General features: G+C 45.1%; 14 protein-coding genes and 1 pseudogene. 11 read left to right on the top strand and 4 right to left on the bottom strand.

Annotated features, from left to right (window positions below; genetic code table 11):
- The first annotated feature begins 42 nt into the window (after positions 1–42).
- Together BUB55_RS11725 and BUB55_RS11720 are read left to right on the top strand one after the other, a co-directional pair.
- The gene (locus tag BUB55_RS11725) at positions 43–1,983 is read left to right on the top strand and encodes a polysaccharide biosynthesis protein (protein WP_073191667.1); all 1,941 of its coding nucleotides are present in this window, start codon (positions 43–45) and stop codon (positions 1,981–1,983) included.
- 10 nt (positions 1,984–1,993) lie between these two features.
- A complete protein-coding gene (locus tag BUB55_RS11720; RefSeq protein WP_073191664.1) occupies positions 1,994–3,256 on the top strand; it encodes a DegT/DnrJ/EryC1/StrS family aminotransferase in 1,263 nt (420 codons plus the stop codon).
- 7 nt (positions 3,257–3,263) lie between these two features.
- Here the strand turns inward: BUB55_RS11720 and BUB55_RS11715 are convergent, their stop codons facing one another.
- The 3 genes and pseudogenes from BUB55_RS11715 to BUB55_RS14785 form a co-directional block, all read right to left on the bottom strand.
- Complete coding sequence (locus BUB55_RS11715; protein WP_073191661.1) at positions 3,264–4,253, bottom strand: Rpn family recombination-promoting nuclease/putative transposase; 990 nt, start codon at positions 4,251–4,253, stop codon at positions 3,264–3,266.
- A gap of 142 nt (positions 4,254–4,395) precedes the next feature.
- The gene (locus tag BUB55_RS14625) at positions 4,396–4,704 is read right to left on the bottom strand and encodes a hypothetical protein (protein ID WP_234971922.1); all 309 of its coding nucleotides are present in this window, start codon (positions 4,702–4,704) and stop codon (positions 4,396–4,398) included.
- Positions 4,640–4,975, bottom strand: a pseudogene (locus tag BUB55_RS14785) (hypothetical protein); the annotation flags it as partial. The gene BUB55_RS14625 and the pseudogene BUB55_RS14785, both read right to left, overlap by 65 nt.
- A 200-nt stretch (positions 4,976–5,175) precedes the next feature.
- Between BUB55_RS14785 and BUB55_RS11700 the strand changes: the two are divergent.
- Complete coding sequence (locus BUB55_RS11700; RefSeq protein WP_073191658.1) at positions 5,176–5,859, top strand: sugar transferase; 684 nt, start codon at positions 5,176–5,178, stop codon at positions 5,857–5,859.
- A 2-nt stretch (positions 5,860–5,861) separates the two neighbouring features.
- On the opposite strand, the gene BUB55_RS11695 is transcribed toward BUB55_RS11700, so the two are convergent.
- Positions 5,862–6,758, bottom strand: a complete 897-nt coding sequence (locus BUB55_RS11695; RefSeq protein WP_083597005.1) for a PD-(D/E)XK nuclease family transposase — start codon at positions 6,756–6,758, stop codon at positions 5,862–5,864.
- A 437-nt stretch (positions 6,759–7,195) separates the two neighbouring features.
- On the opposite strand from BUB55_RS11695, the gene BUB55_RS11690 reads away from it, so the two are divergent.
- The 8 genes from BUB55_RS11690 (at position 7,196) to BUB55_RS11655 (ending at position 15,374) form a co-directional block, all read left to right on the top strand.
- Complete coding sequence (locus BUB55_RS11690) at positions 7,196–8,026, top strand: glycosyltransferase family 2 protein (RefSeq protein ID WP_073191655.1); 831 nt, start codon at positions 7,196–7,198, stop codon at positions 8,024–8,026.
- A gap of 7 nt (positions 8,027–8,033) precedes the next feature.
- Positions 8,034–8,924, top strand: a complete 891-nt coding sequence (locus BUB55_RS11685) for an ATP-grasp fold amidoligase family protein (RefSeq protein ID WP_073191650.1) — start codon at positions 8,034–8,036, stop codon at positions 8,922–8,924.
- Between the two features lie 3 nt (positions 8,925–8,927).
- The gene (locus tag BUB55_RS11680) at positions 8,928–10,016 is read left to right on the top strand and encodes a glycosyltransferase (RefSeq protein WP_073191647.1); all 1,089 of its coding nucleotides are present in this window, start codon (positions 8,928–8,930) and stop codon (positions 10,014–10,016) included.
- Positions 10,017–10,155: 139 nt separating this feature from the next.
- On the top strand, positions 10,156–11,490 hold the full coding sequence (locus BUB55_RS11675) for an O-antigen polymerase (protein ID WP_073191644.1): 1,335 nt from the start codon (positions 10,156–10,158) through the stop codon (positions 11,488–11,490).
- On the top strand, positions 11,487–12,446 hold the full coding sequence (locus BUB55_RS11670) for a glycosyltransferase (protein ID WP_083597004.1): 960 nt from the start codon (positions 11,487–11,489) through the stop codon (positions 12,444–12,446). Before BUB55_RS11675 ends, BUB55_RS11670 begins: the two co-directional genes overlap by 4 nt.
- A gap of 22 nt (positions 12,447–12,468) precedes the next feature.
- Positions 12,469–13,353 (top strand): ATP-grasp fold amidoligase family protein, encoded by an 885-nt coding sequence (locus tag BUB55_RS11665; RefSeq protein WP_073191637.1) that lies wholly within the window; start codon positions 12,469–12,471, stop codon positions 13,351–13,353.
- 28 nt (positions 13,354–13,381) lie between these two features.
- Positions 13,382–13,909, top strand: coding sequence for a serine O-acetyltransferase (locus BUB55_RS14705; protein ID WP_304529013.1), 528 nt, complete (start codon positions 13,382–13,384; stop codon positions 13,907–13,909).
- A 64-nt stretch (positions 13,910–13,973) separates the two neighbouring features.
- Positions 13,974–15,374 carry an MATE family efflux transporter gene (locus BUB55_RS11655; RefSeq protein WP_073191634.1) on the top strand — a complete coding sequence of 467 codons (1,401 nt, stop codon included), beginning with the start codon at positions 13,974–13,976 and terminating at the stop codon, positions 15,372–15,374.
- Positions 15,375–15,591 lie beyond the last annotated feature (217 nt).

Genomic DNA, 15,591 nt, shown 5'->3' with positions numbered 1-15,591 from the left:
ATGTGATTTTTTCTATTTTATGTGTAAAATCCGGGAGGATAAATGATTTTACAAAATGAGAAGGTGAAAAACAAGCTGACGAGCTTCCGCTTCCGCAAGCGCGTACTTGCCGTGACGGACGCTTTCATTGTTTTTGTATCGGGCCTCATGACCCACAGCGCCTTCTACATGCTCGGGATTTACACTCTTGAACCCGAGGACATGCTTCTTTGCTTTACCTTTAGCGTTGCCTGCTGCTTTGGCGGTCTCCTTTTTACCGATTGCTACAACAAGCTTTGGCGCTACATGAACTACCGCGACTACCTCGACTGCGTCAAGGGCGTTTTCATTGGTCTTTTGGTCGCCACGTTCTTCTACTACAAGTTCAAGGGCTACATGCCGCTCCGTTATGCCTTTGTACACTTTGTGCTTTGCAGCATTGGCGTGAGCCTTTTCCGGTATATCTTCAAAAGGACTTTCCTCTCTTTGGTTAATACCGGTCGTACCATGGCCAAGCAAAAAAAGACCCTCATTGTGGGTGCGGGCAAGTCGTGCCGTTTGCTGCTTAACGAGATGTTCGAGAGTACCGATGTGAAAAACGCCACGCCCGACAACGCCGCGGCAAAGTTCCTGCCCGTTTGCATTGTCGACGACGACCGCACCAAGCTGGGCAACCGCATCAAGGGGGTGGAGGTCATGGGCTCCACGAACGACATCCCCAACCTGTGCGAGCGCATGGAAATTGAGCAAATCATATTTGCCATCCCCAGCTGCCCCTCCGATGACCGCCGTAAAATTCTGGACATTTGTTCCAGGACCAATGTCCCCGTGAAGGTGATTCCCTACGTGGGGAACATGCTTGATTCCGACGGCATGCTCGGGCAGATTCGCGACATCAAGGTCGAGGACCTTCTGGGACGCGACCCCATCAAGTTCAACAACGGCGACATCCGCGCATTTATCGAGGGCAAGGTCTGCATGGTCACCGGCGGCGGCGGAAGCATTGGCAGCGAACTCGTGCGCCAAATCGCCAAGTACGCCCCCAAGCAGATCATTATTGTCGACATTTACGAGAACAACGCCTACGAGATCCAGCAGGAGCTTTGGATGGAGTACGGCAAAGACATGAACCTGGTGACCCTCATTGCGAGCGTGCGTGACTACCACCGCATGAACCAGATTATTGAGAAGTTCGCCCCCGACGTGATTTTCCATGCCGCAGCCCACAAGCACGTGCCCCTCATGGAAGGGAGCCCCATGGAGGCTATTAAGAACAACGTTGTCGGTACCTTCAATATGGCGACCCTCGCGCACATCCACAGGGTAAAAAAGTTCGTGATAATCAGCACCGACAAGGCCGTGAACCCCACCAACGTGATGGGCGCCAGCAAGCGATGCTGCGAGATGGTGGTGCAGTACATGGCTCAGCAAAAGTGCAACTACACCGATTTTATTGTGACCCGCTTTGGCAACGTGCTGGGGAGCAACGGCAGTGTGATCCCGCTGTTCAAGCGCCAGATTGAGCAGGGCAAGGCCGTGACCGTGACGCACCCCGACATCATTCGCTACTTTATGACCATCCCCGAGGCGGTGAGCCTGGTGATGGAGGCGGCGAGCATCGCGCACGGCGGCGACATTTTTGTGCTCGACATGGGCCAGCCCGTAAAGATCGTGACCCTGGCCGAGAACCTCATCCGCATGTACGGCAAGGTGCCATACAGGGATGTGGAGATCAAGTTCACCGGACTCCGCCCCGGTGAAAAAATCAAGGAGGAGCTCCTCATGAACGAGGAAGGCCTCCAAAAGACCAAGAACAAGCTGATCTTTATTGGCAAGCAGCTGGAGATTGACGCGCAAACGTTCTTGCCGCAGCTCTCGGAGCTCAAGCAGGCCGCCGAGCAGGACAACGAGGAAGTCGCCGTCAAGGCCCTGCACCGTATTGTTCCCACGTTCACCACCCCCGAAGAATTCAACAAGACAGTCAAGATGTCTGCTGTAAAGTAGAGAGAATATAATGCCCCGTTTCGATAGTAAAGTCTGGCTCAGCAGCCCCACCATGCACGGCGAAGAAATCAAGTACGTGACCGAAGCGTACGAAACCAACTGGATGAGCACCGTGGGTGCGAACATCAACGAGGTGGAACGCCTCGCTGCCGAGAAGGTCGGTTGCAAGTATGCCGTGGCGCTCTCCGCCGGTACGGCCGCACTGCACCTTTGCACAAAGCTTGCGGGCGAGGCCTTGTACGGCATGCCCAAGGTGGGCGAGGGGAGTCTGCGCGGCCACAAGGTGTTCTGCAGCGACATGACGTTCGATGCCACCGTGAACCCCATCGCCTACGAGAACGGCGAGGCCGTGTTCATCGACACCGAGTACGACACCTGGAACATGGACCCGGTCGCGCTCGAAAAGGCTTTCGAGATTTACCCTGAAGTGCGACTGGTGGTGCTCGTTCATTTGTACGGAACGCCCGGCAAGGTCGACGAAATCCGCGCGATTTGCGCCCGCCACAACGCGCTCCTCATCGAAGACGCCGCCGAGAGCTTCGGAGCCACCTACAAGGGCGTGCAGACGGGCAAGTTCGGCGACTACAGCGCCATCAGCTTCAACGGCAACAAGATTATCACCGGCAGTAGCGGCGGCATGTTCCTCACCGACAGCAAGGACGACGCCGAGAAGGTGCGCAAGTGGAGTACCCAGAGCCGCGAGGCGGCCGCCTGGTACCAGCACGAAGAGGTGGGCTACAACTACCGCATGAGCAACGTGATTGCCGGCGTGGTCCGCGGCCAGATGCCCTACCTCGAAGAACATATCGCCCAGAAAAAGGCCATCTACATGCGCTACAAGGAAGGCCTGAAGGGCCTCCCGGTGCAGGTAAACCCCTACGATGCCGCCAACAGCGAACCGAATTTTTGGCTCAGCTGCCTGATTATCGATAAGGACGCCATGTGCAAGCAGGTGCGCGGCGAAACCGACGCCCTGTACATCCACGAGGCGGGCATGAGCTGCCCCACGGAAATCCTGGAACGCATCGCCGCCATGAACGCCGAGGGCCGCCCTATATGGAAACCTATGCACATGCAGCCCATGTACATGAGCCACGCGTTTATCACCGCGCAGGGTAACGGCCGTGCCCGTACCAACGCCTACATTGCGGGCGGCATTACCGACGTGGGCGCCGACATCTTTGCCCGCGGGCTTTGCCTGCCCAGCGACAACAAGATGACCCCCGAACAGCAGGATGCCATCATCCAAACCATCCGGGAGTGCTTCGAGTAAGTTAGGACTACTTCGTCATCTTGGACTGGAGTTGCCGAACTTGCTCTTCGGACAATCCGGTTTTCCTGACGATGGTTTCTACAGGAATTCCTTTGGAAAGTAGGTCTAAGGCGACCAGCGTAGAGTCCAAACCCTGCTGAATACCCTGCTGAATACCCTGCTGTCTACCTGCAACCACTCCGTCGGCAATGCGTGCGTCTATTTCGTCTTGTGTAACCATTGAGTCTACCTGACTAGAAAGAAGTTCATCGCTGGCGGAACCAATCTCGATTCTTTCCAGGGCCTTTTGCAGAATAGGGTCTGCAAAGTCCATCGAAGCGTTGGCCTTGCCCGCATGGGTCAGCAGGTACAGCCATTGTTCTTCGCGGCTTTCGGCCTTGGCGTGAATCCTGGAGAATTCCCCCAAGTCTATCAAAATATAACTCATTTTGTCGAAAACGGGTACAGGGTTCCCCTGCTTTACGGCGTTGTCGCTGTACAGGTGCCAGGTGTCGCGGAAACTTTTCGGCTCGAGTCTAAGAGGAAAATTGCACAGCCAGATAGACACGATTTCGGGCAACTGGTAGCGCCTGCGCTTTCTCTCGTTCTCCTCCAGGGCCTTGAACTCCGGGGACTTGTCCATCTTGATCTTGCCGTCTATGGTAAGGTATGCGCCGTAGAGCAACACCCGGTCGGTAAAGAATGGGTGCGACGCCCTCTGGATTTCGATATCCATGCAGCGGTTGTCCTCTGTCCATGCGTGGATGTCGAACTTGATTTCCTTGGCCTCTGGTGCGCGCAAGATGAGCGGCTGGTTGAAGGTGTATTTCATGGACTTTATCTTGCGACCGTCTTCCAAGTGCAGCAGGCTGTTGATGAAGTCTGCCAGGGCCTCCTCGTCGTCGAGCAGGGCGTAAAACGCCGGGTCGTAGGATGGGTCCAGGTACCGCTTGCCCCGCAGAATTTCGGGGATTTCCTTGCGGGTGGTGGGGGTGTTTGCATTTTGGTTTTGCGTCATGGTATAGTACTCCTTATATGAAAAAAAAACACTTGATTAATCAAGTGTCAGGAGCCTATTTGGGGACGCTCGGTTAAGAAATAGAAAAGATGGCGGAAATGTAAAGGGCTGGAAAGTAAAAGATGTGTAAAAAGACAAACCTTTACTTCACCATCGCAAGCACCTGTTCCTTGGTGACAAAGTTCAGCACCGAGAACGCGGTCATCTGGTTCCCCAAATCCTTGAACGACGCCCCAACGTGGTAAACCACATCGTCGACGATGACGAGTTCTTTTTTCGCTGAACGTACTAATTGTACGGCGAATTCGTAGCCACTCCATTGGGCGTGCGCGGGCAGCAGGCCCTCGCTTGGCGGCAAGTTCGTCTTTACGAAGAAATCCACCTGCTTTTCGAGATCCCTCAATTTGAACTTGTCGGAATTTCCGACAGGTTGATTCTGCGTCCAACTCATTTTCGTCGTATATATGGCCGATATGCTCGACAATGTTTGTTCGGGAGGTTGAAAACAACTCCGCCATTTGCACTACGTGCAATCAGCTGCAACTCGGTCATAAAATCAAGCAAGCTTGATTTTGCGACACTCGTTTTGCACGATTTTGCGCTTGCGTGAGCCAGACGGTCTCGTTTTCTACCCGTACTTCGATGTGGAATTCTCCACCCTCCGGCTGGTACACGATAATTTCGTTCTTGTCGGCAACCGGCAGCGCCTCTTTTTTATCCATCTTTCGCTCCTCTCCGCCTACATGCTTGAAAAGGCGGGGTTTGATTCTACTCACCTGTGCACTAATATAAATTCTCGGCGGCGGCCCGTCAATACCTTTTTCAAAATTTTTTTGAAATCCTTTGTGCTAAAAGACAAACCTGCGGCGGAGGAGCGTTCTTGCCCTTTTTCTTACAGGAAAATTACCTATATTTACCCAATATGTACGCCCGCTTCCTCAAACGACCCCTGGACTTCTGCTGCGCGCTGGCCGCGCTTCTCGCCCTGAGCCCGCTGCTGCTCGTGCTCACCGTCCTCGGTGCCGTCAAGATGCATGGCAACCCCTTCTTCACGCAGCCACGCCCGGGCAAGGGCGAACGGATATTCAGGCTCGTCAAGTTCCGCACCATGACCAACGAAAGGGACGCGCAGGGGAACCTGCTCCCCGACGACGTGCGGCTGAACGCCTACGGCAAGTTCCTCCGCTCCACCAGCCTCGACGAGCTGCCCGAACTGTTCAACATCCTCAAGGGCGACATGGCCGTAATCGGGCCCAGGCCCCAGCTCGTGCGCGACATGGTATTCATGACCGCCGAACAGCGCAGGCGGCACACCGTGCGGCAGGGACTCAGCGGGCTTGCGCAGGTGAACGGGCGCAACGCCGTCACCTGGGAATCGAAAATCGCCTACGACCTGCAGTACATCGAAAAAATCACCCTCCTCGGCGACATCAGGATAATCCTCACCACGCTCGGCAAGGTGTTCAAGCGCGACGGAATCACCGAAGAAGGCTCCGACACCGCCACCGACCTCGGCGACTACCTGCTCGCAAGCGGCAAGATCACCCGCGAACAGTACGACCGCGGACAACAGGAGGCCCGGCGCCTCATCGCGGAGGCGTCATGAAACTAGCGTTTTTCGCGGTTTTCCGAGGCCATCTTGGAAAAATGCTCGGCTTCGGCCGCGGTAAGCTTGCCTGCGGCAACCAGGATCTTCAGAAGGTCGTCCTGGCCTTCCGCATAGGCGCCCTGCCGCTCGTAAAGCAAATCGGTCATACCGTCAACCTCGTTCAGAAGAATTTCGTCGGTGAACGCAGTAAAAGATACATCCTTGACAAAGTCCTTGTCAAGCAGTTTTTTCAGCCTATCGGCAGGGATATCCCGTTCCTCGAGGACATCGCGGAACACGCGCAGCATTTCCGCCCTGTCGGACCGCTCGCGAAGCGCCGTGGGGGTGCGGTCCTCGATAGAGAAGAACTTTTCCAGTTCCACCAGGTAGATATCCAGCTTGTCATAGGGCACTCGGCCGTTCCTGTTGAGCCCCACATGGTGCAGGTAGGTGTCCTGTTCCCGCAAGAACTGGTTTTCGGTCAGGATAGAGAGCACGTAGACGTGCGGCAGCCTGTAGGTCTGCGACTTCTTGACCGTGCGGGAAATCACCCTCGACGTATAGTAGACGAGCCTGTCAACAAAGAACTTGTTGTGGCACTGCTGGACCTCGATAAGGACGGGGTTGCCCGCCTCCGTCGTGCCGTAGATGTCGAAAATGGCGGTCTTGTCGTCCAGGACGCCGGGGTTCTCCTGGACGCCCAGGGTGAACGACCCGATTGCGTCTGCACCCGCGAGCCCGAGCATGGCGTTCAGGAACTTCACCGTCCGTTCGGGCTTCGATTCGTTGGCCATGAGCATCTTGAAGATCCCGTCGCTGAACGGGTAGACGTTCCTGTAGATCTTGCGGTATTCCGCCAGGCGTTCGGGATGCTCGTGCACGTCCTTGGCCATGGCGAAGAATTCACTGCGGTTCATGTATCCTCCTTCGTTTTGGGGGGCGAATTTACAAATTGTTCCCCCGGAAGAGTGCAAACAACTGTTGCTTTTTTGAAGGGCGGCCCGGCGCTACACATGCGCTCCGTGCCGTCACGCTCTATTTTGCGGGCGCTGAAGCACCTCGCAAAACCGAGCCTCGCTCCACTCGCCGTCATCCCCGCGCACCATCATGTCATCCCCGCGCAGGCGGGGATCTCCTTGCTCGTTCCGCGAGTCTCGGCCCCGACACGACCGCTCGGCGTAAAGTCAGGTCAAAGCCATCTGATATCGCCTCGCTCCCACCTAAAGGTGGCCATGACCACTAAGGCAACAAGTTGCCAAGTGGTCAAAGCTCGCCAACACGACTCGTTAAGACGAGTCGCTTATGGCTCGCGGGGTCACGATCGTTGCCGCGAAACTCTGGAGGATGCCGCCTGATGTACGGCCTCGTCTCCATAATCATGCCCAGTTACAATACTGGCCGGTTTATCGCCGAGTCGATACAGTCCGTATTAGCTCAGACCTACACGAACTGGGAACTGATTATCGTTGACGACGCCAGTACCGACAACACCGACGAAATTGTCGCCCCCTATTGTCATCCCCGCGAAGGCGGGGATCTCCCGTCATCAAAAATCCATTACCTCAAAAACGCCCAAAACAGCGGAGCCGCAGTCTCCCGCAACCGAGCCCTGGCTCAGGCAAAAGGCAAATGGATAGCCTTCCTCGACAGCGACGACCTCTGGGCCCCCGAAAAACTCGAAAAACAACTCAAGTTCATGGTCGAAAACGGCTATGCCTTCAGTTACACCCGCTACGAAGAAATTGACGAAAGCGGCAAGCAGACAGGAACGCTTGTGGGCGGCCCAAGACGCATCACCAAGACGGGAATGTTCAACTACTGCTGGCCCGGTTGCCTGACTGTGATGTATGACCGCGAAATCGTGGGCGATATCCAGATCGCCGACATCCGCAAGAACAACGATTATGCCATCTGGCTCAAGGCATGCCGCAAGGCGGATTGTTTTCTGCTTCCCGAAACGCTGGCAAGTTACCGCAAAAGGGGCGGCTCAATCTCTCATGGGTGTCATTCTGAGGCGCAGCCGAAGAATCCAGTGACCAAGTTTACAAGGTTCCTGACGTTGATTAAGTGGCATTACAAGCTCTATCGCGAAGCTGAAGGCTTGAATCCAATCAGTTCGCTCTGGATTACGGCGAGGAATTTGTGTTTTGGGGTGTGGAAAAAATTTAGATATGTAAGAAATTGAGGTTTTTATGGAAAGAGATTCCCTTGCATACAAAATTCGCAGAAAAATGCAGGTTATGGCTAGTAAAGTCATGCCTGATTCCGTCATGTCAAAATTTTATTTTAAGGTTGTTCTTGGAAAAAAACTTAATTTGAAGAATCCGCAGACATTTAATGAGAAACTTCAATGGCTTAAATTGAATTATTTGCCGAAAAATACTCTTGTTGTGCAGTGTGCCGACAAGTACAGAGTTCGTGAATTTATTAAACAAAAAGGCTTCGAAGATAAATTAGTACCACTATTGGGTGATTGGGATGATGCTCGCAAAATCGACTGGTCTAAACTTCCGAAAAAATTTGTTTTGAAGTGTAATCATGGCTGTGCCTACAATATTCTTTGCGCAGATAAAGAAACCTTTGACAAGAATAATGCTGTAAAGCAACTCAATGCTTGGATGAAAGAGGATTTCGGTGCGTTTAATATTGAACGTCATTATTCCAAGATTGAACCGCATATTACTTGCGAAGAATACCTTGGTGATAACATAACAGATTATAAGTATTTTTGCTTTAATGGGGAGCCGAAGTTTATTTATGTATCGACCGATCTTGTCCACGACAGGCAGGCCCAAATAGGCTTCTTCTATCTAGATGGCTCTAAAATGCCTCTTAAGCGGGATGACTACACGGACATTCCGTCGGTGAATTTGCCTTCATTCTTTAATGAAATGACTGATATGGCAAAAGATTTGTGCCGAGATTTCCCGTTCGTGAGAGTAGATTTCTTTATTGCGAATAACCGATATTATTTTGCTGAGCTTACATTTACGCCAAGTGCATGTATGATGCCCTTTAATCCTGATAAGTATGATTTGGAATGGGGACAGATGCTAGATATAGAATCGTTAAAGAATAAGTAGAAAATGAATATTCTGTATATATCAAATCTTTCAGGAAATTTGTGGGCAGGGCCGAACAATAGTGTCCCTGCTCAAATAAGGGCGCAAGCAAAAATAGACAATGTTTTTTGGTTTAATATTAACCATAGCAAAAGAAAAGAATGGACACAAGATGGATTAGATTGCAAAAATCTTGACGATTTCCCAAGTGGTAGACTAAGGGACTTGCCTGCTCCGTTCAATCGTCCGGATATTGTTGTTGTCGAAGAATTTTATTGTTTCCCGTTTTGTAAATTGATTGCCGACGTTCAAAAACAAAAAATTCCTTATGTGATTATTCCGCGTAGTGAAATGACCGTTCTTGCCCAAAAGAATAAAAAATGGAAAAAGCGTGTCGGTAATATGCTGTATTTTAAAAAAATGGCAAAAAAGGCGAGTGGTATTCAGTTTTTAACAGAAAAAGAGAAGATTGATTCTGGAGATAATTGGAATAAGGAGTGTTTTGTTATACCAAATGGAATTGACTTGCCGGAAAAACAAAAAAAAGATTTCTCGGTAGATGGAATAAATGCTTCCTATATTGGTCGAATTGAGATTTACCAGAAAGGATTGGATTTGTTGTTGGATGCAATAAATGACTTGAAAGATGATTTGTTAAATAATAGTTTCCAGTTGACCATTTATGGACCAAATAGGGATGGGGCTTTAGAATTTTTGAGAAGGAAAATACAAGATAATTTTTTAGAGGATATCGTTTCTTTTAATGAAGGTGTATTTGGACAAGAGAAGATAGATACTTTGTTGGATTCGGATGTTTTTATAATGACTTCTAGATTTGAGGGAATGCCAATGGGGTTGATAGAAGCTTTGTCTTATGGAATCCCTTGCCTTGTTACAAAAGGGACTAATTTAGCCGATGAGGTCAGAAGTGCAGATGCTGGTTGGATTGCTGAAAATAGTGTGTTGTCTATAAAAGATGCCCTAAGAACCATAATATTTACAAGGAATTTTACGGAGAAGGGGAAAAATGCTTTGTCGTTATCTAAAACGTATTCATGGAATGAAATCGCTAAACAATCTAGCTCTTTTTATAAAAAGATAATAGAAAAGTGAAATATTACTTTGTGTTTGAAGGTACAAAACGTTTATAAGATTTGAGTTGTATTGAGCCTTACTTTGGGAAATTTTTGTTTTGTGATTTATCTTTTTTTCTCAAAAGAAATGCCATCTAATAGAAAAAGGTTTTGATTTTATGAGAGACGGATCAATTTATGCAATTCTGTATGCTGTGGCTTGGATGTTATTGTTTTTATGGCTTCTGAAGAAATATGGAATAAAATCATCTAGCGTATTTGTTACATCATTCTACGTCCTTTTTAGTATATCAGCAATTTTTTTGTATCATAATGAATTTTATGCGTCGAGCTTTAAAACGATTACTTTATTCCCATATGTTTATTTGTTTGTGATGGTATTGTTGTCTCTACAGCCGATAGTGTCTTTTGATAAATCAAATGTAGTTGGTTTGGTTGAGCCTCCACCATCATTGATAGCTGTATTTACTTATGTGTTTATATTTCTGGCAATTTTATCATTACCAAATTCTATCGGTAACGTTGTTTCTGGCATTACACTTTTGTTGCAGGATTCTAATGCTGGAGCGGAACTATATGCAGATGCTCATGGTGGAGGAATTTCAACTAAAAGTATAGCTGATGTACCAAGGTATCTTTTCTCAATATTTTCTTACATAAGCATTTTTGTTTTTTTTTATTATCTTGTACGGCCAAAACTCAATAAATTTGTTCTCTTTGGACTATCAATTGTAATGTTGTATAATCTCGTTAGACCTATTTCTCTAGGTTTAAGGACTGATACTGTAATGACATTATTTGCAATAATGGTTGGTTACATTCTAATGCGACGTTGGATCCCTCTCAAAAGGGGAAAGACGCTGGTGTTGATCGGCTCTATATTTTGTGCAGTCGTTGTTGGATTCATGTTGGTGCTTTCGGCAAGTCGTTTTTCCCAAAACATAGCTGGAATGAATGGGACAAACCTGTATTATATAGCTCAATCTACTTTAAATTTTAACAATTATGGACTAGATGCTGGTGGAATTAGATATGGGGATAGAACATGTAGAATATTTAAAGAATTTTTGGGCTTTGAAAATGTTCCTTCTGGAATCGTTGAAAGGCGTGTAAAGTATCGTCACATGAGAATGAACGATGGTGTTTTCTATACTTTTGTTGGCGATTTTACTTTAGACTTTGGCCCTGTTATTGCGTTTTTTATTTTTGTATTATACTCCATTTTGTTCTCTTTTTTGTCAAATGTTCGTGGAGGTGTAATCTCTTTTTCTCGTCTTCTCATTGTTTATTTAGAAATGTTGATTCCTGTTCAAGGTGGAATGTATTTGTTTACATTCTCTGATGGAGGAAATTATTCATTGGTCGCATTTACTTTAACCGCAATTCTATTTTTCAAATTTGATCATACGAGCTCAAACCAAATAATTTGGGCTTCAAATGAATATCTAGAATACGCTTTTTTACGAAGGTTTCGTGTGATAGGTCTAAAATGAAAAAAACGATTTCTATTGCAATGGCTACATATAATGGTGCAAAATACTTACGAGAACAATTAGAAAGTATTTATAATCAAGATATGCTTCCAGATGAAGTTGTGGTGTCTGATGATGGGTCAAAAGATGAAACTTTGTCAATTCTTGAGGAATATCATCAAAAATATGGTCTGAAATATTCCGTTAATGCTGGAAAACATGGGGTTAATTTCAATTTTTTTCGTGCAATTTCTTTATGTTCAAAGGATGTAATTGCAATAAGTGATCAAGATGATATATGGTTGCCAAATAAAATTTCGGTTTCATATTATAAACTTGCCGAAATAGACAACGGGAAACCTGGATGTGTTTCGTCTTTATGTAATCATATTGATAAAGAAGGCAATCTTATCCAATCTCAAAAAGATGATGTTGATACAAGTGGATACTCGTCAACTTTGCTAACATATGGTAAAGGGCAAGATAGAAGTCAAGGCTGTAGTCTTATGTTCAATAGAAAACTTGCGAATTTGGTTCTTGACAAAGTCAAAATGTATCCTGAAATTGAGACAACAATGTATTATGACGGCTTTATTGCATTTACTGCTGCAATAACAGGTGTGAAGTATAATCTTGGCAAGCGTCTTATGTTATATAGACATCATGGTACAAATGTCCTTGCTTCAGAAAAACAGAAAACTCCGAGTATTGCTTGGCGTATTCGAAAAAATGATTTTTTTATGTTTATTCCTCAAAGTCGAATTGCAAAGTTTTCAAAGCTGCTTGAATGGTTTGATAAAAAAGAAATGCATCAGGAGGCTTATTCGTTGTGTCAAAAGATTGCGTATATTGATAAAGGGTCTCATTTTTTAGGATTAATGAAAATACTTTCCATAAAGGAATTGACAATGTTCAGAAGAATAGAAATCTTTTGTGGGACTCTTGTTATGGATTTTATAAAAATATTTGTCCATTGATTTAACTCGGTATTTATAGAGCATGAAAGACTTATTTCGGAAACTATTGGCGTGTTTGCCTCCAAGGGCTAGCATTCAGGTCCGCTTTTTTTATAACCATCGTCGCTTTGTTGATTTTCGTAATCCAAAATCTTTTTGTGAAAAAATACAATGGTTGAAGGTATATAGTAAAAATCCTTTGTATACAACTTTGGTTGACAAGGTTCTCGTAAAAGATTACGTTGCAAAGATTATTGGTGAAGAATATATTATTCCAACTATTGCTGTGTGGGATAATCCATCAGAAATTGATTGGAGTTTGTTGCCTCAACGGTTTGTCCTCAAAACGAATCATGCTGGAGGTAGTGCTGGGGTTGTAATTTGTAAGAATAAAGATTTTTTTAATAAAGAAGAGGCTGTTGCTAAATTATGGAAATCTTACAATGTTAATAGTTATTCTGTTTCGAAAGAATTCCCATATAAAAATATAAAAAGAAGTGTCTTTGCAGAACAGTATATGGCTCCAAATGACAAAGAAAATGACCGAAATTATGATTTGCCAGATTATAAATTTTTCTGTTTTAATGGAGAGCCTTTGTATTGTCAAGTGATTAGAAATCGAAATTCTGGCGAAACTATAGACTTTTATGATATGGAGTGGAATCACCAAGAATTTGTGGGACTTAATCCTTCGGCGCGTAATGGTTTGACACCCGTAGCTCGTCCTGAATGTTTTGAACAGATGAAAGATGTGTGCCGTAAGTTGGCAAAGAGTCTTCCGTTTGTTAGAGTTGATTTATATGTAGTTGATGGTAAAATGTACTTCGGTGAACTGACTTTTTATCCTGCATCGGGTATGGGCGTGTTTTACCCAAGGGAATGGGATGATAAACTGGGTGAAATGATTAAATTACCTTATACATTCTAAATGGAGAAATGTCATTACAATGCCTACTATGAAAATGAATGTTGATCCTAATAATAGGATTGTTTCAATGATGGTTCATCATATTCAACACTATAATCCTGAACGATATTGGCGTTGGAGAGAAATTGTCGTAAATCCAAATTCTAAAGTCCCCAAAATAATTAAAATTATTATGCTTTTTTATATAAAGAGATGTGATGCGTTTAATAATGCATCTATGGGTACTGATTTAAATCAAGGAGCCGTGTTTGCAACTCGTCCTGAACTTCCGCATGGGTTAAATGGAATAATTATTCATATGGGGGCGAAATTTGGAAAAAATTGTGTAATATATCAGCAGGTTACTGTGGGAGGGCTTCGATATAAAAGACCTTCAATTGGTGATAACGTGATAATTGGTGCTGGAGCAAAAATCTTGGGTGATGTTCACATTGGAAATAATGTGAAAATTGGAGCAAATACTGTAGTGACCAAGGATGTCCCCTCGAATTGCACTGTTGTTGGTGCTCAAATGCGAATAATTGAGGAATCCCCAAATGAAACAAAAAAAATGTAAATGCTTTTATGTATGATTATCTTTTCGCAACTTTGTTACGTTGTCTTAGAAAATTAGTTTTAAAATGATTGATTCAAAGCAAATAAAGAAGAATGTTTCATTGACTATTTCAGTACAGATAGTCTCGTTTTTCGTCAGTTTGGTAATGAATTTACTATTGCCTAAATTTATTGATGAAGAACAGTATTCATACTGGCAAACTTTTTTGCTTTATGTAAGTTATGTTCCGTTATTGCATTTAGGCATACTTGATGGCTTAATGCTTCGATATTCTCAATATGACTACAACGAACTTGATAAGCCATTGGTTCGTTCCCAGTTTACTTTATTTTTCCTGATGGAATTACTTTTTGCATTATTTTTAATTGTGGGCTCTTTTTTTGTTTCCAATGAAATCGCTCGTTTAATCGTTGCATTCTCTGGAATTGCAGTTATTTCAACAAATCTCTTTACCTACACATCCTACACATTTCAACTTACAAATAGAATTTCGAAGTATGCAAAACTAGTCCTATTAGATAAATTAGTATTGGGTGTTGGCGTAATTGTATTAATGGTTGTTGGGGCAAAATATTTTTATCAAGTTTGTTATGTATATTTTGCGGCCCCCTTTATTGCGATTGCATGGGGTTACTTCCATAACAAGGAACTTTATTTTGGAAAAATAGAACCATTAAAAAAAGCTGTTTACGAATACAAGGAAAATTTAATTTCGGGCTTTATGCTTCTTGTCGCCAATCTTTCGTCAATGTTTATGGTTGGTGGTGCGAAAATGGTTGTGCAATGGCGTTATGATACTTTGTTGTTTGGGCAAATTGCATTTGCTTTTAATGTGTCCCACATTTTCCTTACCTTTATAACAGCGGCAAGTGTAGCATTGTTCCCCTCAATTAAACGGATTCAGCCCGAAAAACTTCCTGACTTTTATGAAAAGATTCGTAGTTCAATGTCTTTGATTCTATTTGTGGCCCTGGTTCTATATTTCCCATGCTACAAAGTGTTGCAGTTTTGGCTTCCGAATTATGCAGAAAGTCTCGTATATTTGGGTATTTTGATGCCGATAATCATATTCTCTTCAAAGGTAACTTTGCTTACCAATAATTATTTAAAAGCTTATCGAAAAGAAAAAACGATGCTGAAAATTAATCTTGTTTCCGTCATATTTGCCTTTGCTTCATATCTAGTGTGTGCCTATGGCTTAAACAGCGTGATTTTGCTTTTGTTGTGTCTTGACTTGGTCATAATGTTTCGTTCGATAATTTCCGAAGTTGTCGTAATGAAGTTAATTCAGAAAAACTTCATAAAGGGTTTTGCGTCTGAATTTCTAATGGTTACAGCATTCATTGTTTGTACAATGAAACTTTCGTTAGGAATTGGTTCTGCAGTTTATTTGTCCATACTGGCCTTCTATTTGTTTGGGAATAGGAAATCCTGTGCCTCGCTCCTTAAATTTAGACATCATTAAAGGTGTCGGTTTTGCCTTGCCTTTTGGGGATATTGCGGATGCCCGGTAATTGTCTTATGACTTAATCATTAAGGAGTTGACTTTATTTTTTTTGCAAAACATTCATTATGCTCCCGCGTCTGGGTAGTGTCAAGGGTTTTTCGCAAAAATAGTTTGTTCCAACATCAGATTTAGGCTACATTTCCTTTCTTTCTGCTCTTTTCCAGTTCCCGTTTCA

The sequence above is a fragment of the Fibrobacter sp. UWP2 genome, from assembly GCF_900141705.1.
GTDB lineage: Bacteria > Fibrobacterota > Fibrobacteria > Fibrobacterales > Fibrobacteraceae > Fibrobacter.
Note: the sequence above shows the minus strand (reverse complement) of the source record. Positions and strands in the feature narration are given on the sequence as shown.